Origin of the sequence: Klebsiella sp. CN_Kp073, assembly GCF_040065495.2 — a bacterium.
Taxonomy (GTDB): Bacteria; Pseudomonadota; Gammaproteobacteria; order Enterobacterales; family Enterobacteriaceae; genus Klebsiella; species Klebsiella aerogenes.
Genome location: NZ_CM198051.1, coordinates 1,211,078 through 1,227,858 on the forward strand (window position 1 = coordinate 1,211,078; position 16,781 = coordinate 1,227,858).

Annotated in this window: 16 protein-coding genes; 10 read left to right on the forward strand and 6 right to left on the reverse strand. The window is 50.4% G+C overall.

Features of this window, described 5'->3' with window-relative positions; genetic code table 11:
• Positions 1-32: 32 nt before the first annotated feature.
• Genes ABLV66_RS05885 through ABLV66_RS05895 form a run of 3 tightly spaced genes read right to left on the reverse strand, consistent with a single transcriptional unit; the run spans position 33 to position 3,051 of the window.
• A complete protein-coding gene (locus ABLV66_RS05885) occupies positions 33-1,595 on the reverse strand; it encodes an ABC transporter substrate-binding protein (protein WP_047078451.1) in 1,563 nt (520 codons plus the stop codon).
• Complete coding sequence (ddpX, locus tag ABLV66_RS05890; protein ID WP_045378241.1) at positions 1,592-2,173, reverse strand: D-alanyl-D-alanine dipeptidase; 582 nt, start codon at positions 2,171-2,173, stop codon at positions 1,592-1,594. The genes ABLV66_RS05885 and ddpX overlap by 4 nt, the downstream gene beginning before the upstream one ends.
• 11 nt (positions 2,174-2,184) lie before the next feature.
• Positions 2,185-3,051, reverse strand: coding sequence for a MurR/RpiR family transcriptional regulator (locus tag ABLV66_RS05895; RefSeq protein ID WP_316423527.1), 867 nt, complete (start codon positions 3,049-3,051; stop codon positions 2,185-2,187).
• Between the two features lie 321 nt (positions 3,052-3,372).
• Here ABLV66_RS05895 and ABLV66_RS05900 point away from each other — a divergent pair, with 321 nt between their 5' ends.
• Positions 3,373-4,134 carry a transporter substrate-binding domain-containing protein gene (locus ABLV66_RS05900; RefSeq protein WP_047044377.1) on the forward strand — a complete coding sequence of 254 codons (762 nt, stop codon included), beginning with the start codon at positions 3,373-3,375 and terminating at the stop codon, positions 4,132-4,134.
• Between the two features lie 50 nt (positions 4,135-4,184).
• Here ABLV66_RS05900 and ABLV66_RS05905 read toward each other — a convergent pair whose 3' ends face one another.
• Together ABLV66_RS05905 and ABLV66_RS05910 are read right to left on the reverse strand one after the other, a co-directional pair.
• On the reverse strand, positions 4,185-4,793 hold the full coding sequence (locus tag ABLV66_RS05905) for a hypothetical protein (RefSeq protein ID WP_047078453.1): 609 nt from the start codon (positions 4,791-4,793) through the stop codon (positions 4,185-4,187).
• Between the two features lie 330 nt (positions 4,794-5,123).
• Entirely contained in the window at positions 5,124-5,918 is a 795-nt protein-coding gene (locus ABLV66_RS05910; RefSeq protein WP_045395163.1) for an SDR family NAD(P)-dependent oxidoreductase, read from the reverse strand.
• Between the two features lie 325 nt (positions 5,919-6,243).
• Between ABLV66_RS05910 and ABLV66_RS05915 the strand changes: the two genes are divergently transcribed.
• The 5 genes from ABLV66_RS05915 (at position 6,244) to ABLV66_RS05935 (ending at position 10,228) form a co-directional block, all read left to right on the forward strand.
• Complete coding sequence (locus ABLV66_RS05915; RefSeq protein WP_047078455.1) at positions 6,244-7,026, forward strand: alpha/beta fold hydrolase; 783 nt, start codon at positions 6,244-6,246, stop codon at positions 7,024-7,026.
• Positions 7,027-7,120: 94 nt separating this feature from the next.
• Positions 7,121-7,684, forward strand: a complete 564-nt coding sequence (locus ABLV66_RS05920) for a peptidylprolyl isomerase (protein WP_047044385.1) — start codon at positions 7,121-7,123, stop codon at positions 7,682-7,684.
• 41 nt (positions 7,685-7,725) lie between these two features.
• Entirely contained in the window at positions 7,726-8,052 is a 327-nt protein-coding gene (locus ABLV66_RS05925) for a hypothetical protein (protein WP_045395158.1), read from the forward strand.
• Positions 8,053-8,062: 10 nt separating this feature from the next.
• Positions 8,063-8,899, forward strand: coding sequence for an MBL fold metallo-hydrolase (locus tag ABLV66_RS05930; RefSeq protein WP_348876828.1), 837 nt, complete (start codon positions 8,063-8,065; stop codon positions 8,897-8,899).
• Between the two features lie 114 nt (positions 8,900-9,013).
• Positions 9,014-10,228 carry an acyltransferase family protein gene (locus ABLV66_RS05935; protein ID WP_047078457.1) on the forward strand — a complete coding sequence of 405 codons (1,215 nt, stop codon included), beginning with the start codon at positions 9,014-9,016 and terminating at the stop codon, positions 10,226-10,228.
• 218 nt (positions 10,229-10,446) lie between these two features.
• Here ABLV66_RS05935 and ABLV66_RS05940 read toward each other — a convergent pair whose 3' ends face one another.
• Positions 10,447-11,334 (reverse strand): LysR family transcriptional regulator, encoded by an 888-nt coding sequence (locus tag ABLV66_RS05940; RefSeq protein WP_045395153.1) that lies wholly within the window; start codon positions 11,332-11,334, stop codon positions 10,447-10,449.
• A 438-nt stretch (positions 11,335-11,772) separates the two neighbouring features.
• On the opposite strand from ABLV66_RS05940, the gene ABLV66_RS05945 reads away from it, so the two are divergent.
• The 4 genes from ABLV66_RS05945 to ABLV66_RS05960 are packed head-to-tail and all read left to right on the forward strand — an operon-like array spanning position 11,773 to position 16,752.
• The gene (locus ABLV66_RS05945) at positions 11,773-13,173 is read left to right on the forward strand and encodes a bifunctional 2-methylcitrate dehydratase/aconitate hydratase (protein WP_512173903.1); all 1,401 of its coding nucleotides are present in this window, start codon (positions 11,773-11,775) and stop codon (positions 13,171-13,173) included.
• A gap of 49 nt (positions 13,174-13,222) precedes the next feature.
• Positions 13,223-14,365, forward strand: a complete 1,143-nt coding sequence (locus ABLV66_RS05950) for a hypothetical protein (RefSeq protein WP_045395149.1) — start codon at positions 13,223-13,225, stop codon at positions 14,363-14,365.
• Positions 14,362-15,342: an aminoglycoside phosphotransferase family protein gene (locus ABLV66_RS05955; RefSeq protein WP_047044398.1), complete on the forward strand. Its 981-nt coding sequence runs from the start codon at positions 14,362-14,364 to the stop codon at positions 15,340-15,342. Before ABLV66_RS05950 ends, ABLV66_RS05955 begins: the two co-directional genes overlap by 4 nt.
• Before the next feature lie 27 nt (positions 15,343-15,369).
• Positions 15,370-16,752, forward strand: a complete 1,383-nt coding sequence (locus tag ABLV66_RS05960; RefSeq protein WP_348876830.1) for an MFS transporter — start codon at positions 15,370-15,372, stop codon at positions 16,750-16,752.
• The last annotated feature ends 29 nt before the right edge of the window (positions 16,753-16,781 follow it).

Genomic DNA, 16,781 nt, shown 5'->3' on the forward strand with positions numbered 1-16,781 from the left:
GGCCCGACCAGACAAGATGGAGAGACGGCCCGCTACTTGTGCATGTCGGCGATATTGTAAATCTGCTCAAGCATCGGGTTGAAAACGAAGCCTTTCACCTCTTTGTTCATGGCGACCTGATAGTTTTTCTGGAACAGATAGACGTAGGCGGCGTCATCAATGACGGTCTTTTGCGCCTGCTGATAATCTTTGGTTCGCGCCGCCTGATCGGTGGTGGCGACCGCCTGTTTCAACAACGCATCAACCTGCGGGTTGTCGTAGAACGCACGGTTTCCCGGCAGCCCTTTTTTGTCCGACTCGAACCAGTAGTTCATAAACATATAGGGGTCGGCGAAGTCCGGGCTCCAGTTACCGATAGCGATGTCGTAATCACCTTTACCCACGCGCTCGCGCATGGTGGCGTTGGCCAGTTTCTCCAGCTTGACCTGGATACCCAGCGCCTGCAGATTGGCCTGGGTGGAGAGCGCAATCGGCTCCCAGTTCGGATCGTTATCGGAGTAGAGGAACGTCAGCGTTTTCGGCTTATCCGCCACCTTATCCAGCGCCGCTTTGGCTTTGTCGAGATCTAATGAATACTGCATGGCGCTGGCGTCGTAGCCCCACATGCCATCGGGGATCGGCCCGCGCATCTGCTTACCGTTACCGCCGAGAATGCCGTCGACCATGCCTTTATAGTCCGTTGCCCACGACACCGCGCGGCGCAGATCCGCCTGGTTCATCGGCGCTTTGCTGTTGTTGAGATACAGGTAGGTGACGCGCAGTGCCGGGTAGTCGTAGACCGCCACCTTGTCCTCTTTCTTCAACGCCGCAAACTGATCGACCGGCAGGGCGTCGGCGATATCCAGGTCGCCTTTAGTCAACTGCAGACGACGGGCGGCGCTTTCGCCGATGATTTTCACCGTGACGCGCTTAAAGGCCGGCTTATTGCCGCTGAAGTGCGGGTTGGGCACCAGCACCAACTGTTGGCCTTTCTGCCAGCGCTGCAGGCTATACGCGCCGGAGCCCGCGGTGTGCTCGGCCAGATAGGCGCGGGCGTCATCGGCGGCGTTGGCTTTCAGCACCGCCGGGTTAATGATGGAGGCGCCGTCATTGGCGAGGGTATGCAGGAACGGCGCGAAAGATTCCGGCAGCGTGAAACGAACGGTGGCCGGATCGACGACATCTACCTTCAGCCCGCTGGGAAACGCCTCCGATGGCCCCTGTTTAATACGCATCAGGCGTTCAAAAGAGAGTTTGACCGCCTCTGCCGTCACCGGCGAGCCGTCGTCAAACTGCGCGCCTTTGCGCAGGGCGAAGGTCCAGGTTTTGCCGTCGTCGGAGGCCTGCCAGTTTTCGGCGAGATCCCCTTCGACATCGGTGGAACCTTTACCATTATCGGTTTTGTATTTGACCAGCCGCTGATAGGCCGGGTAGGTCACCGTCCAGTCATTGTTATCGATGGTGACGGCCGGGTCGAGCGTTTGCGGGTCAGCGGCTTTGCCGATCACCAGCATATCTTTCGGCACCGCGGCAAAGGCGGAAGGGATGGCGGCGCAGAGCGCGGCGGCTAACAGTAACGGGCGAAAACCTAAGGATGCTGGGCGAGTCATGTTCATGGTGAAACTCCGTCAATCTGAGCGGGGGAGAAACAGGCGAAAACATCGTCGAGTAGCGGATAACCGGCCGCGCCCGGTAGTTCGAAGTGCCACCATTCCGTGGTAATGCCTTTAAAGCCGCCGCCGAACATAATGGCGTTCAGCAACAGGCGATTACGCTGCGCCTCCTGCGCCACCGCCGGGTGGTAGGGATGCGAGCGATCGTCCATTTCGTCAAAGGCGGTACCCATGTCGAGTAGGTTGTTGTGGTCATCGAGTAGCGTTACGTCGATGGCGGTGCCGCGGCTGTGGTTGGAACCGATATCGGCCGGCACGACGTAATCCTGGTTCGGGCAGGCATTCCACAGCAGCTGCTGGGCGCGCTGTGGACGATAGGCGTCAAGCACCAGCAGGCGATAGCCCGCAAGCGCAGCGATGGCGATGGATTTCTCCAGCGCGACGGCCGCATCGGGGTGCAGCAGGCAGCGGGCTTCGCGATAAATCGGTTGGCCGGTAATGTTATCGGCGGTGGCGTATTTCAGGTCGACAGGCAGCGTGGGAAAACGCGCGGCGATATCCACCAGGGAAAGATGGCTCATCGAAAATTTCCTTAACGTTCAAACTGACCAAATTCCTGCTGCAGCGCGCGGTTCGCGGCAAGGCGGCTGGAGAGGCTCGGCCCCAGCCGTTCCACCACCGCGGAGAGCAGCAGATTAAAAAGACAACCGATCGGCGCCAGCGAATCCCAGAAGTGGCCGGTATCGGTTTTCACCTGTAGTAAATCAACCGGATAGTCGCGCGCCCACGGGCACCAGATATCGGTGACCAGCGCGGTGGCAACTCCGCGTTCGCAGGCGACCCGGCAAAACTGGCGCGCGGCGACGGAGTAAGCGCGGGTATCGGTCAGCACCACATAGGGGTGCTGGTATTCAGAATTCAATGATTCCAGCCAGCTACCGGAGCTGCCGTCGGCGTAGGTCACGCGCGGGCGCAGGTATTCCAGATGGCTGAAGAACGTGTTGGCGATGCCGCGAGTCGACTGAATGCCAATGATGATAACCGCGTCGGCCTCGGCGATGCGTTGACTGACGCGGGCGAAGGTCGGTTCCTGCGCCAGTTGGTAGACATAGCGAATGGCATCCAGCTCCATCTGCAACGACAGGCTGGCGCGATCCGGCTGCGTCTGCTGCTGTGACCAGGAGTCAAGCCGGTCAATCACTCCCCACTGGCGATAGGGCGTTGATGCGGGCTCTTTCAGGCTGTGCTTTACGTCATCGAGATTGCGATAGCCCAGCTTGCGCAGATAGCGGCCTACGGTTATCCCGCTGGTGCCGGTGGCCTGCGCAATGCTGTCGGCGGTCTCAAACGGGATATGCTCCCGATGGCTTAACAGCCAACTGCCAATACGCTTTTCGCTCGGCGTGAGCTGGCTGAAAGTGGATTCAATAATGTGAAACAAGCCGTTGCTATCGTTCATCTCTGCCCTTAATGATAGTTTGCTCTCATTTAACAGAATTCTGATACTCAATTAACAAAGCACGATGTGTGCCAGCTATTGCGGGAAATAGTATTTCCAGCAATATCGCTAATCTATTGGGAGGTGAGCGGATCCTGAGCGTAGGATTTGGTTATTCATTGCACAAATCAGGTGCAATGAATCCTGGTTGTGCATCACAAAAATAAAACATATCGTTAACAATGTGGTTGTGGGCCGGAGCGGTAGAGAGATAATTTTGCTTGCCGTCAGCGACAGACAGAGTGATAACCAAAAAACTGATGATTAAAAAAGGATCATAAAATGAAAGTGAAGGCGGTGCTTGCCCTGACGCTATCCCTGGCCGCACTGGCGGGCCATGCGCGCGATATGCAGTCGATTCAACAAAGCGGCGAGTTAAAAGTCGGCGTACCGGGGGACTACGCGCCGTTGGCGTTTCATAACGGCGCTGGCGAACTTATCGGCTACGACGTCGATATGGCGCACGATCTGGGTAAAACGCTGGGGGTGAAGGTGACGTTTATTATCACCAGTTGGCCAACGTTATCGACTGATTTAAAAGCCGATAAGTTTGATATCGCCATGGGCGGCGTAACGGAGACGGCGGCACGGGCGAAAGATTTCTCCCTGAGCCATCCGGTGGTGGCCAATGGCAAAATCGCCCTCGCTAACTGCAGCGCCGCGCCAGCGCTCGGCAGCCTTGAAAAAATCGACCAGCCGAATGTGAAGGTGATTGTGAACCCCGGCGGCACTAACCAAAGTTTCGTTGATGAGCACATCAAGCATGCGCAGATCATTCGCGTGCAGAACAATGTCGATAATCTGCAGGCGTTACGGCAAAAAACGGCCGATATGATGGTGACCGACCTGATTGAAGGGGAGTATTACCAGAGCAAGGAGCCCGGCGTGTTCTGCGTAGCGAATGAGACGCCGTTTCCCGGTACCGCCAGCTATAAGGTCTATATGATGAATAAGGATAATCCGGCGCTGCTTGAGAAAGTGAACCACTGGCTGGACAGCCAGGACAAAAATGTGCTCAAGCGGAAGTGGAAAATTCAGGGGTAATTCATGATTCGCGCTGCCGCCAGAGCATCAGATTCTGGCGGCGCAGTGGATTAGCTTTTCTGTCGCGCCTGATAGCGGAAGTAGCAGTAGTAGCCAATCGAGGCGGTCAGGCAAAGCATGTAGCCGAACGACTCGCTACCCTCTTCAACGGTGTTTTTCACCACCCGCGCGTAGTTCTCATCAAGTACGGCGTACCATAAGCCATGCATTCCGAACAGCCGTGAGAAGACCAGAATCGCCAGCAGGCCGCTTATCATCATGCCGTAGTAAGGCGTGCGGGTGTATTGCGCCAGTTGCGACAGCGTTTGACGAGAGTGGCGCAGTGGAACGATTAGCGCGGCTATTGTCGTTGCCAGCGCGAACCATACCCAGCTACCGTGAGAAATAAGGTCAAAAAGCGCGTCCAGTTCGCGGATCAGCATCGCCAGGAAGAAGCCGCCAACGAGGATATTACAGTAGCGCAGGAGCTCATATTTTTTCGCCAGCAGGAAGTGAATCAGCACGATTATCGCCAGCACGCCCTCCTGCACCACCTCGGTAAGCGAAATCTCCGGAATATCGTTGCCAAACACCCGGATATCCACCCACAGACAAAGTACCGCGATGGCGGAAGCCGCCGCCGCGCCGAGAAAGAAAAGTAAGCTTCTGATGACAGACATTAACACCACTATTTATGTTCAAAACAGCAATGATAAGTATCATGAATGTTGCTTCCTGTTCACTTTGTGCGACATCGCGGCGTGTTTTAAACCTTTTGAGCTATTTAGCGCTAAATAGCGCAACTGCAGGTGAGAAAGGGGAGCTTTGCTCCCCCCAGACTGCTGACAAAGAAGGAAAAAGCGTGGTTTTTCCTTCTTTGTGGTTATCAGCCGAAAACCAATAAATTGATTTTCCTTGTTATTTGTCTCTTGCAATCTGTAAGTCCAACGGTTGCATGAGGTTTGTCATCAATCTCAGGGGGGCTTTGCTCACCCTGCTTAGCGGGTAATTCAGACAATATCATCGACCACGCCGCCATCGACCCGCAGCGCGGCGCCGGAGGTGGCAGAAGCCTGCGGCGAACAGACATAGACCACCATATTGGCCACCTCGTCCACCGAGGCCGCACGCTGAATAACGGAAGCGGGGCGCTGCGCCATAACAAACTCTTTCGCCAGTTGTTCCAGCGGCTTACCGGTGCGGGCGACTTCCTCTTTCATCATTTCGGCAAAACCGTCTGAGAGGGTCGGGCCGGGCAGCACGCTGTTTACGGTGACGCCGCTGCCGGCGACGTATTTCGCCAGCCCGCGGGCCAGCGACAGCTGCGCGGTTTTGGTCACGCCGTAGTGGATCATATCGGCGGGAATATTGCGTGCCGATTCGGAGGAGATAAAGACCACCCGTCCCCAGCCTTTACGCACCATGGCGGGCAACAGCGCGCGTGACAGGCGAACGCCTGACATCACGTTGGTTTGCCAGTAGTTTTCCCAGGTGGCGTCATCGGTGGCGTAAAAATCCTGCGGGCCGTAAATACCGGCGTTATTCACCAGGATATCGACTTCATTCACCGCCTGCAGCAGTTGACTCACCCCGGCGGCGTCACTGAGATCGGCCACTGCGGGATAGGGCCTGAATCCCGGCACCTCCTGTTGCAGCCGCGCCATCGCCGCATTAACGCTATGTTCGCTGCGGCCGTTGATAATCACTTCCGCGCCGCTGGCCGCCAGCCCCTTCGCAATGGCGTAACCAATACCGGCCGTGGACGCCGTCACCAGCGCGACTTTCCCCGATAAATCAATATTCATGGTTGAGCCTTTTTTATGGAATGGAGTAGTAAGCGTAGCAGGTGGGAATTGGGGGGCTTTACCACATCAAGAAATTCGATAGCGATATCGAAATTATCCGTTAGAGCACAGGATTAAATTACTCTAATAATACTAGCAGTACTAACAAGATAAGAACATTTATCCGATGTTAATGCGGGAAATAACCTCACGTTTTTCCTGATGAGTGCGCTTGCGGGATAGCTTAAACAGATAAACATTACTTTGGTATAACCGTGCGTCTGAGCCTGTGTACCGGCATCCGGAGTCAATGATAAAAGTAAAAATAAGCATACGGAGATTTTAAATGTTTATCCGACCACTGAAATTAACTCAGCACGTCGATGTACAGGGCCCAGAAAATGCGACGACAGTGATTCTTCTTCACTCTTTAGGAACGGATATGCATCTTTGGGATCTGCAAATGCCGCGATTAACCGAGCGTTATCGAGTAGTTCGCCTGGATATTCGCGGACATGGACTCAGTGCCGTCGACGCGTTGCCTTTTTCAATGGAAGATCTTGCCGATGATGTTATTGCTGTCGTCGATCATCTGAACATCAATAAGTTCTATGTCGTCGGTGTTTCAATTGGCGGCACGATAGCACAATGGATTGGCTTCAAATTACCGCAACGCGTACAGGGAATGGTGATTATTGATACTTCGCTGGTGAATGCCGCTCCGCCCTCGCTATGGCGCGCAAGGGCGGAGGATGTTTTCCAGCATGGTCTTGAGCACCTTGAGAGAGGAATTATCAGTAATTGGGTCACGCCGCAATTTATCGACTCGCCTGAGGCTGACGGTCTGAGGAAAATGCTGCGCAATACAACGGTCGAAGCTTTCTCCGGGTGTTCTTTAGCTATTGCCGATACTGATTTGACTAATATGAATATCCATGGCGTTAGTGCGGTTATAGTCAGGGGAGCGGAAGATAAGCTGACTCCGCAAGACTACGCGCAACGTCTGGCGAAAAAGCGTAATGCCGAATTACATGTTATCCCCGGCGCTTCACATTTACCTAATTTAGAAAAACCGGATGCGCTTACCGATGAGATCATTACATTTATTGAGAAAGCGCAAACACATTAATAGATCAATGCCGCGATAAGGGGCCAATCAGCGCGGCTAATGAGCAAATGCAGCGACAGGCGGTAATTTCTGTCGCCAGAATGGAGTAAATGATATGAATCGTCGGTTATTTATTGGCGGCTGCCTGGGATTATGTGCGGGAGCCGTCGCGTTGCCTGCCGCGTTAAAATGGCTAGGTTCTGCAGATGATACTATTGAGATGGAGTTGGATAGTGGCATCGTCACGATAAAGTTATTTTCTGATATTGCCCCTAATCATGTGGCGCGGATTAAGACACTCGTACAGTCTAAATTTTATGATGGTATGCCTTTTTCCAGGGTTATTGATGGGTTTATGGCGCAAACTGGTGAGCCGCTACAAAATACACGGTTTGATCCCAGCGTAATGCCAAAACTGGCTGCGGAGATTAATCATTTGCCGTTTGAACGCGGCACTATTGGCATGGCCAGATCGCGAAATCCGCACAGTGCTTGCCATCAATTTTTTATCACCTCAACCCGCGCTCGATATTTAGATCAAAATTATACCGTCTTTGGTCAGGTTACCAAAGGAATGGAATGGGTGGATAAACTCCGCCGTGGTGATGCCGAGTTGGGCACGGTGGTTAATCCGGATGTGATTAAACGCATGCGTCTGGTGACTACCCATACCGTGTAGTTCCACGTTGCTAAAATACCTGTTGCAGGAGTAGTTTCTAAATGCCCAGTATTACTGTATCTACATCAGCAAGATATCGGTTGGATTCCGCCGCCTTTGCTGAATTTTCGATTGCCCTGGCAAATTTAGCCAAAGAGATACTGCAAGCTAAAGACAATAATATCCACATTACTTATCTCACTGCTGAAATCGGCTATGGTACGCCAGTTTATGTCGAGGCAAAACTCAGACAAGAAATATTTCGTAGCGAGCCGGTGATGAATGAATTTTTACATCAGGTAGATTTGTTAATTAAAGAGAGGATCGGCGTTGTGGCGAGAATTCGCTGTTTCCTTTATCAAGCCAATAATATTTTCGCTAAAAATTAAAGGATAAAATATGAATGAAAAATTGCCAATGAAGGACCTTGGGGATGTCTTAGTGACTGCGGTTAGCGATGGCTACTTGCAGGTTGACTTCGGGCTACTGGCAAATGTAGATGAAACGGAGTGCAGGGCCATTCAGCAAAAATCCTGTCCTGAGGAACCAAATTCAGTTCATATCAATACCTTTTTAGTGCAACAGCAGGGGAAGAATATCCTCATTGATAGCGGTGCTGGTGGCATTAAAGGTTGGGGGGGCGGTTTAGTTAAGAATTTAGCTAAACTGGGCTTGCAACCAGATGATATTGATGCCGTTCTACTCACTCATGCTCATCCCGATCATATTGGTGGCCTGGTTAATGCTCAGGGAGAAGCTATATTTCCTCGCGCGGAGCTATTCATCAGTCGTGATGAATATGATTATCTGCAAGACGATAACCAGTTTGCGACGGTCAGCGATCGCGTTAAAGGTAATTTCCTGTTGGCGCGCAGCGTTTTTAAACAGTATCAAGATCGGCTTCAGTTAATTGATGATGGTGAAGTGCTTGCCGGCATACATGCTATTCCCTTGAAAGGCCATACACCTGGACATACCGGCTATAGCATTGTCGGGAGTCATAACAGCCTATTGATTTGGGGGGATATTGTGCATTTCCCACATATTCAGCTATTAAAGCCGGATGTCACTATCGCCTTTGATTATGATCCACAGTTGGCAGCGGAGACGCGTGCGCGCATCCTTGAGATGGCCAGCTCCGATCAAGTTCTTATTGGCGGTATGCATTTTGGTCAGCAGGGTTTTGGTTATATTAAAAAGCTTAACACAGGATATTGCATTATTACCGATGAGTAATAGACATTAATCTGAGTCGATACTGCTTTGCCGTTATTAATTTTTATACCAGTAATCATCTTTCTATTTCAGAATAACTTGGTGATATAAAAATACCATCTGTGGAGGAGTGTAATGAGTTCTGTAATAACAAAAGAAATGAGTAGTGATAAGCTTTACGGTGAAGCACATATCACGCCAGGGATGCAATCAATAGCGGCAGGAGCATTTTCAGTGCGGCCTAAGCTTCCTTCCATCACCGGAAGCAGGTTTTGGGCTGCTTTTTTAGTTTTTTTATTTCATGCATCACTGCCCAGCGATCTCGCCCCATTCGCCAATCCGACGATTCAACATATCTATACCGTTATTGTCGGTAAAGCTGGTTGGCTGGGAGTGTCATACTTCTTTATTTTGAGCGGGTTTATCATGGTATGGTCCGCGAAAGATACGGATACCGTTGGTGATTTTTATCTGCGGCGTTTTGCTAAAATTTATCCAACACATTTCCTGACATGGTTGGTTGCATTTTTAATTGGTGCAGTCAGTATTTATCAATATAAATTATGGTCGACCAATCTGCTGTTGGTGAATACCTGGTTTAACGATGTACATTACTTTTTCGTTGGTAACCGGCCGAGTTGGTCTTTATGCATCGAAGCTATGTTTTATCTCTCTTTTCCATTCCTTTACCGGATTATGAAGACGATCCCGACAAAGCATGATTTATTTGCTCTGTTGTTGGTCACAATGGCATCGTTAGCAGTCCAGGTTGCGATCTATCTGTGGGCTGAACCGAATAAAATGATGGGAGCATTCCCTATTTCTCAACATCATTTCTGGATTTCGTATATTTTCCCTCCGGCACGTATTTTTGAGTTTCTGGCCGGTATGTTTGCTGCACGACTACTCATCAATGGCCGGGCAATTATGTTGTCGAAAACGGTATCACTTGCCTTACTGGTGGCAACGTATATTGCTTCTATGTATATTCCATACCAATTTAGTATGAGTGTCGTATTTATCATTCCTGTTTGCTTGTTAATTACCTCTTTTGCCGGCGATGACTTGAAAACCAGGAAAACTGCATTGAATTCGCCAACCTCGGTTTGGTTAGGAGAGATCTCTTATGCATTCTATATGGTTCATTTCTTAGTACTGTTTTATTTTTTGAATTTAACGGCAGGGAGAAAGTTTGATTTAGCTGAAGGGATTGGGCTTATCGCTGTTGCTCTGGTTCTGTCAATTGCTTTCGCCGCTTTTTTATACAAATACTTCGAAGTACCGATGATGAAAACGATTCTGGCAAAGTTTCGGGAAAGAAGGTTGGTCAGCCTGCGCGAACCCTCATGATGACAGATTGAATATTCAGCATTTCTGGTGGGAGGCATGCGTCAATGAGATGCACTCCCACGCTTTACTGCTTAATCAGTATGAAAGCCGCAGCTTTCTACAAGATTTTCCTTGAATGACAACATATCCCCGCTAATCACCTTTACCGATCGTCTTCAATAGGTAGGTGTATTTTATAATGTGGTGCGAGCATAATTTATGCAGTTCATATGAGTTAGTTAATAACCGATATCGCGCAGCCGAGGATCCTGGAACACAGAGGTCATCATACCGGTGAATTTGGCGATATCCAGATAGGCACAGTCTGTTCGGTACACCAACTCTATTTTGAAGTCATTGAACTGCCCGGAGAGCTGATGAATCTTAATCTTGCTCTTAACTTCACTACTAATAGAACAGCGCAACACCAACGATACCCCTTTACCCGCGGCAATGCTTGAGAACAGCACTGGATAAGATCCGCATTCAACGACACGTTTTGGCGTGATATTGCCTTCATTGAACAGCACATTGAAGTTGCGCGTAGACGTTGCACATTTTTTACTACTGAGCAAAAAGACTTCGCCATCCAGACTGGAGATATCAGTAATGGGAGGTTGATTTTTGTCGGTGATAATTACCAACTCGCTTGAGAGCAATATGGAACGTGCATGTTGTGTATTGGAAAATCCGGCGCCAATAATTACCGCATCAAATTCGTTTTTATCAAAGGCGCTGAGCAAACTAATTGTGTTGCCGATTGATATGTCGATGTTCCAGCCCAGCTCCTGGCCTAAATCAATCAAGGAACTAATAATATAGGGGGGTAAACATTCAATTATTCCAACTCTTATCGTCAACTGACTGCTTTTAGAGTAGGAAATGTTGTTTTTGCAATCGTCCGCCAGGTTCAGAATTTTGAGTGCATACTCATAAAGTATCTGGCCTTGCGCTGTGGGAGTGCATCCTTCGGTTTTCCTGTCTAACAGGGTGACATCCAGGTTGTCCTCGAGACTTCGTATTCGGTGGGAAATGCTTGATTGCACTCGATTCAGGCGCTCTGCGGCTTGGGTTATATTCCCTGTCTCCACCACCGTCACGAACGCAAGAAGTTCACTTAGCTTCATTTGAGACCTCATGCTAAAAGTTAGTTTAATGTTGCAATTGTATTTATAATTTGTGACGTTTGTTTTGTCATCATGTTTCTAATTGCCAGTGTTGGTAGTGCTGGCCAGAGAGCGTCACAGCGAAGACGTTCGACATCAATAAGCTTATTCGTATATCAATTCGTATGCCCTGAATCTCCATTGCAATGAGCCATGCTCTGTTGAATATCATTAAGGTATCAATCTTTTCGATGAATACCTCGATTTTATTCGCTGGTTTTTTATTGCTGCGCCAATTACGATTTAATCAGTAAGGCCAATTATTCATTTTATAATCAAGTGGTTACGCATCCTCTTGTATTCAGTCATCTCGCTTTTCTGGCCTTTATTACTCGTATTGATGAAACCTTCATTTCGTTTATGGGATAAAACATGGCGCACGCTGAGTTTGATAAAATAATGATCGATCTGGTTGATTATGCCTACGAGCAAACAGCCTTTAATAATGAGACGCTCCGGATGGCGCGTTTTTGTCTGCTGGATTCAATAGGCTGCGCGATAGCCGCCTCTACAGATGCCGACTGTTCCAGACTCATGCGCAGCGCGCAATTCAGTCGCAACCCTCAGGGGGTCCCGGTCATGGGGACGTCATTGCGGTTAGGGCCAATCGAAGCGGCTTTTCAAATTGGTTCGATGATCCGCTGGCTTGAGTTTAACGATACCTGGCTGGCGCAAGAGTGGGGACATCCGTCCGATAACCTTGGGGCAATCCTGGCCGCTGCCGCGTGGCGGAGCCTCTCCGATAGCGCCCAGCCAGAGGTAAGTATGGCGGCGGTTCTGAACACCATGGTCAGGGCGTATGAAATTCATGGCGTACTGTGCCTGTCGAACTGTTTTAATGCGCTAGGTATTGATCATGTCGTGCTGGTCAAGGTTGCTTCGGCGATTGCAGCTGCACAGATCATGGGATTATCGAAGGATCAGGCGCTGAGTGCGCTTTCCAACGTGATAATTGATGGCCATGCGCTCAGAACTTACCGACATGCACCTAATGCAGGCACCCGTAAATCATGGGCCGCCGGCGATGCCACAGCTCGCGGACTGCAATTGGCGCTGTTTGCCCAGGCAGATGAGATGGGGTATCCGACGGCGTTAACGGCTAAACGCTGGGGATTTGATGATGCGGTGCTACGCGGTCAGTCGTTCAACCTGACGCGAGATCTCTCAGACTTCGTCATCAATAATATATTGTTTAAAGTTCCCAATCCTGCTGAATATCATGCTCAGACCGCGGTCGAGGCGGCAATTAACCTGCGTGAAAAAATACTTGCTGCCGGTTATTCACCTGAATCAATCGAATATGTTCGCGTAGAAACGACGCGTCCGGCGATTCAAATTATTGATAAATCAGGTATGCTGAATAACTCAGCCGATCGCGACCACTGCCTGCAATATATGGTAGCGGTAGGGCTACAAACTGGAAATCTGACGATTAGGGATTTCCATGAGCCATTGGCCTGCGATCCGCAACTGGAAGCCTTACGCCACAAAATTACCTGCACTGAACGTCCTTCTTTTACCGAAAGCTACTACGACCCAGAAAAACGCGCGATCCCGAATGCGCTGTACATTAAATGTCGTGGAATGACGGAGGAGATTGCCGAGCTTATTGAATATCCGCTTGGTCACGTCCGCCGTCGTGAGGAGTGTTTTGACGCACTGTTAACCAAATTCCATCTGAATCTTTCAGACAGCCCGCTACGCGATCGGGCGGACAGACTGGCCGATATCCTGACCACTGGCCCGGCGCTTGAGACTATGTCTGTTAATGAGTTCCTGAAACTTTTTTCCTGGCATTAATCCATTTCTGAATCATTGACATAAATTTATAACGCTAAAGGTGAATGAAGTGAAAAAGGCAATACTGGTTGGCTGTGGTGCAGAGATTGGCGCAAATCTGTTGATTCAAAACGATCCGCAGAATGATGGTTTCGTGGTGCAGACCGTAGTAACGAATCCGCCTGCTACTGATAAACACTATCCGGAGTTACGTCCGATTGATGGCATTGTGGCGCGTCTGGCGATGGCGCAACCTGGCATTCAATCCCGGGTCGAGATAATCAATGACGATACGCTGCAAATTGACGGTCGTGAAATTCATTTCTTCTTTGGCGATTTAGCCAAAGTGTGCCCACCCGTTAACGGGCGCTTTGATATCGGTTTTATTGCCACCAGCAAACAGGATATGGATCAGCACAGTCCTGTGGCTCGCAACATGCAGGAGCTGGCCAATGTAGTGCTGGGTGTCGCTGAGGCTGATAGCCTAAAAAGTATTTATGGCTGCCTTGGCGATCTGACGAGTGACGATATCAGTACGATTCAGCGTAAGGTAGTAAGTTCTGGTATGTACTGTCTGGGTTCCTGCCAGACCAATGGGATGCATGCTTCATTACGTGTTGTGGTTGAGGCACTAAATGCTATCCATGGCAACGCTTCGCAAATTGTGTCGGTTGAAACCGATATTGTGCATCCAGATACGCCGAATGGCGTACTTGGCACTCGCTCCTTTGAAGGCCGTATGCAGGATGCTCGCGACAATCTGCGTCCCAGCTTCTCGCAAATTGCCATGAGCCAGAAAAAAGTTATGCCGTGGGCGCCGTTGGTGAATACGGTGTCGCTTCGCGCGCCAGTTCATGCCCCTGGCTATCAGATTAACCGCTTTATCGTCGAAGATAACGGTGCTTTAACGACTGGTTTAATTGAAGCCGCTATTGAGCGCGTGAACAAGCTGCATCCTCATGTAGTGATGGCCTCGCGGTCGCCTCTTGGGGGACGCGCTTATGCTTATGAGCGCCGCTGTTCGACAATTCTCTCTGACGCTAACCATTTACTCATTCTTCGACCCGCATATCTGGCGAAGCAGAATCTGAGCGAAGTGATTATCCAGTCCTTTGTTAACAATTCGGTAGGGTATACCGCAGTTGTTCGCGCCGTTGCGCGCAATATTGCCCAAGGTCTACCGGTGGCAACCTTTCAGGAGATTGAAAAATGACACGTTCCCATACCGTTGATTTTTTAAATTCTGGTTTTGTGGTGAAAACCGCCATGTCTCCTGATTTTAATAGCAAGCTAAAGGCTGAGGTTGAGCAAATCCGCGCGTTACATGCTCTTTATCCGGAACTGATGGTGCCGGTGTTACACGAGGGAGTTGCCGCCGGACGTCAGTTTTATGTTCTGGAAAAGAAAGCCTCACTTCCGCTATCGGCTATCGTGCTTGATGAACAAAGGACGCTCGCGGCGCGGCGCAAAATAGTTCTGAATGCCCTGGAGAACATCCAAACCGCGATTGGACTGGAGATAGAAAACCAACCTGCACGGGTCAGCGATATGCCTGCCAGGTTGCAGGAGGAGTGGGAAGCTACGCGATTTGCGCACGATCTGTTTGATAAACCGGTTTTACTGAATGGCGTCCGTTTTAGCATTACCGCCAGAGAGGTTATCGAAAAAGCGATCGAGATGGCGCGTGGTGAAGAATTTCGATCGGTAGAAAAGGCTCATTTCAATTTTCACTTTGGCAACGTGCTTTATGACGAAGAACGTTCATTGACTCATTTCATCGATCCTGATTTTTCCGTCAGTGGCCTCGATCCCCTTTTCGGCTTTTCGCGCTTTGCTTTTTCGTTCTGGCATGAGCTGGCAGCCGAGGTTGAAGACGCAGTGAAAATGGTACCGATGTCTGACGCTCTCATGTTTGTTCTGGCGAAACAGGATTACGGCAATATTCTCAGCGAAATTCCGGAAATTGGCGGTATTTCCGGGCTGCTGCCGATAATGGGCGAGAATATGCGCCATCGCTTTTATGTCCTCACCGCTTACTGCTTCCTCAGGAGCATCCGTATTAATGGCAGCAAGCAGCCGTGGAAAACGCCGCGCTCTCCGGTTATCGCCCGGCCTGAGGAGGTACTTATGCTTGGGATGCTGACCTATCTCGAAGGGGCGAGCGTCGCGAGCGAAAGTCTGTGCGCGTAATTTCATTCTAATAAAGGACCTGCGGATATGTCGTTGGTAAGTAGTAGTACACTTGATCAAGGTTTTGAGGCGCCGAGGCGCTATTTAGCCGCCGCGGCCATATTAATTGGCGTGCTGATGGCGGCGCTGGATAGCTCTATTGTCAATATCGCATTGCCCACCATTGCCAGTGCGTTACAGGTCGATTCGGCGTCCAGTATCTGGATCACCAACGGCTATCAGGTAGCCAGCGCGGCGACGATGCTGATTTGCGCGTCGCTGGGCAGCAGAATCGGTGAGAAGCGTTTTTACACGGCGGGAATGGTGTTATTTACGCTCTCTTCGCTGGGCTGTAGCCTTGCGCCGACCTTTGGCGTACTGGTTACCATGCGGATACTACAAGGGGTAAGTTATGCGGTCATGATAAGCGTGGGGCTGGGATTATATCGGGTTATTTTTCCACCTCGCGCGCTAGGAACGATATTCGGGCTGAATGCGCTGGCCTTTGCGGTTGGCACGGCAATCGGTCCGGCGTTGGGCGGACTTATCATTTCGTATCTTTCCTGGCCGTGGCTTTTCTATATCAATATCCCGCTTGGCGGCGCTGCGATTATTTTCTCCCTGATTTCATTAGGGGCGGATAACGAAAAGGAGAAGGGCTTTGATTGGGCAGGGGCTCTGAGTTCGGCAGCAGCATTGGGCTTGATGGTGGTGGCAGTCGATCAAATTGGCCGCTGGGAGAGCCTGACGCTTATCTATTGCGCGGCGGCGTCAGTGGCGTTATTTGCTTTCTTTATTATCGTCCAGACACGAGCAAAGCACCCCTTATTGCCGCTTGATATATTTCGTTCACGGCAATATAGCTTTGCGGTGCTTTCATCCGTCTCTATGTTCGTGGCTCAGGGAATGGCGCTGGTCGGCTTACCGTTTGTGTTGCAACATAGCTATCACTATTCAGTGCTTGAATCGGCGTTTATCTTTACGCCGTGGCCGGTGGCTGTCGCCTTCTGCGCCCCGGTAGCGGGAAGACTGTCAAACCGTTTTAATCCGACGCAAATTTCTACCGTCGGGGTGGTTATCTTTTGTCTTGGCTTAGGGTCGTTGGCGCTATTGCCGCACGCCGCGACGGTGAATGATTTCTTGTGGCGCGTTGCCGTTTGCGGGGTGGGGTATGGCTTATTCCTGCCGCCAAACAACAAGGAGATGTTTGCCAATGTTTCAGCAAATCGCACGGTAACGGCCTCCGGCGTGCTATCAACAGCCAGGACGACAGGGCAGTCCATCGGGGCGGCGCTGGTGGCGATGGTCATTGCGCTGTTGAACGGCTTAACCGGCCCAGACGGCGCACAGTTTGCCGTTTATGTGTTTGGCTTCGCCTGCGCTATTGCGGCAATATCCTCTATTGCCAGCACCTTACGCTTGCATCGCTAAAGAAGGGAATGCCGGTAGTGGTGAAAATG

What these genes read in the sequence shown, in the direction of transcription:
- ABLV66_RS05915 (WP_047078455.1), top strand. Translation starts at nt 6,244, where the DNA reads ATGTTTATCCGACCACTGAAATTAACTCAGCACGTCGATGTACAGGGC.
- ABLV66_RS05930 (WP_348876828.1), top strand. Translation starts at nt 8,063, where the DNA reads ATGAATGAAAAATTGCCAATGAAGGACCTTGGGGATGTCTTAGTGACT.
- ABLV66_RS05895 (WP_316423527.1), bottom strand. Translation starts at nt 3,051, where the DNA reads ATGAACGATAGCAACGGCTTGTTTCACATTATTGAATCCACTTTCAGC.
- ddpX (WP_045378241.1), bottom strand. Translation starts at nt 2,173, where the DNA reads ATGAGCCATCTTTCCCTGGTGGATATCGCCGCGCGTTTTCCCACGCTG.
- ABLV66_RS05960 (WP_348876830.1), top strand. Translation starts at nt 15,370, where the DNA reads ATGTCGTTGGTAAGTAGTAGTACACTTGATCAAGGTTTTGAGGCGCCG.
- ABLV66_RS05910 (WP_045395163.1), bottom strand. Translation starts at nt 5,918, where the DNA reads ATGAATATTGATTTATCGGGGAAAGTCGCGCTGGTGACGGCGTCCACG.
- ABLV66_RS05900 (WP_047044377.1), top strand. Translation starts at nt 3,373, where the DNA reads ATGAAAGTGAAGGCGGTGCTTGCCCTGACGCTATCCCTGGCCGCACTG.
- ABLV66_RS05935 (WP_047078457.1), top strand. Translation starts at nt 9,014, where the DNA reads ATGAGTTCTGTAATAACAAAAGAAATGAGTAGTGATAAGCTTTACGGT.
- ABLV66_RS05955 (WP_047044398.1), top strand. Translation starts at nt 14,362, where the DNA reads ATGACACGTTCCCATACCGTTGATTTTTTAAATTCTGGTTTTGTGGTG.
- ABLV66_RS05940 (WP_045395153.1), bottom strand. Translation starts at nt 11,334, where the DNA reads ATGAAGCTAAGTGAACTTCTTGCGTTCGTGACGGTGGTGGAGACAGGG.
- ABLV66_RS05885 (WP_047078451.1), bottom strand. Translation starts at nt 1,595, where the DNA reads ATGAACATGACTCGCCCAGCATCCTTAGGTTTTCGCCCGTTACTGTTA.
- ABLV66_RS05905 (WP_047078453.1), bottom strand. Translation starts at nt 4,793, where the DNA reads ATGTCTGTCATCAGAAGCTTACTTTTCTTTCTCGGCGCGGCGGCGGCT.
- ABLV66_RS05945 (WP_512173903.1), top strand. Translation starts at nt 11,773, where the DNA reads ATGATCGATCTGGTTGATTATGCCTACGAGCAAACAGCCTTTAATAAT.
- ABLV66_RS05920 (WP_047044385.1), top strand. Translation starts at nt 7,121, where the DNA reads ATGAATCGTCGGTTATTTATTGGCGGCTGCCTGGGATTATGTGCGGGA.
- ABLV66_RS05925 (WP_045395158.1), top strand. Translation starts at nt 7,726, where the DNA reads ATGCCCAGTATTACTGTATCTACATCAGCAAGATATCGGTTGGATTCC.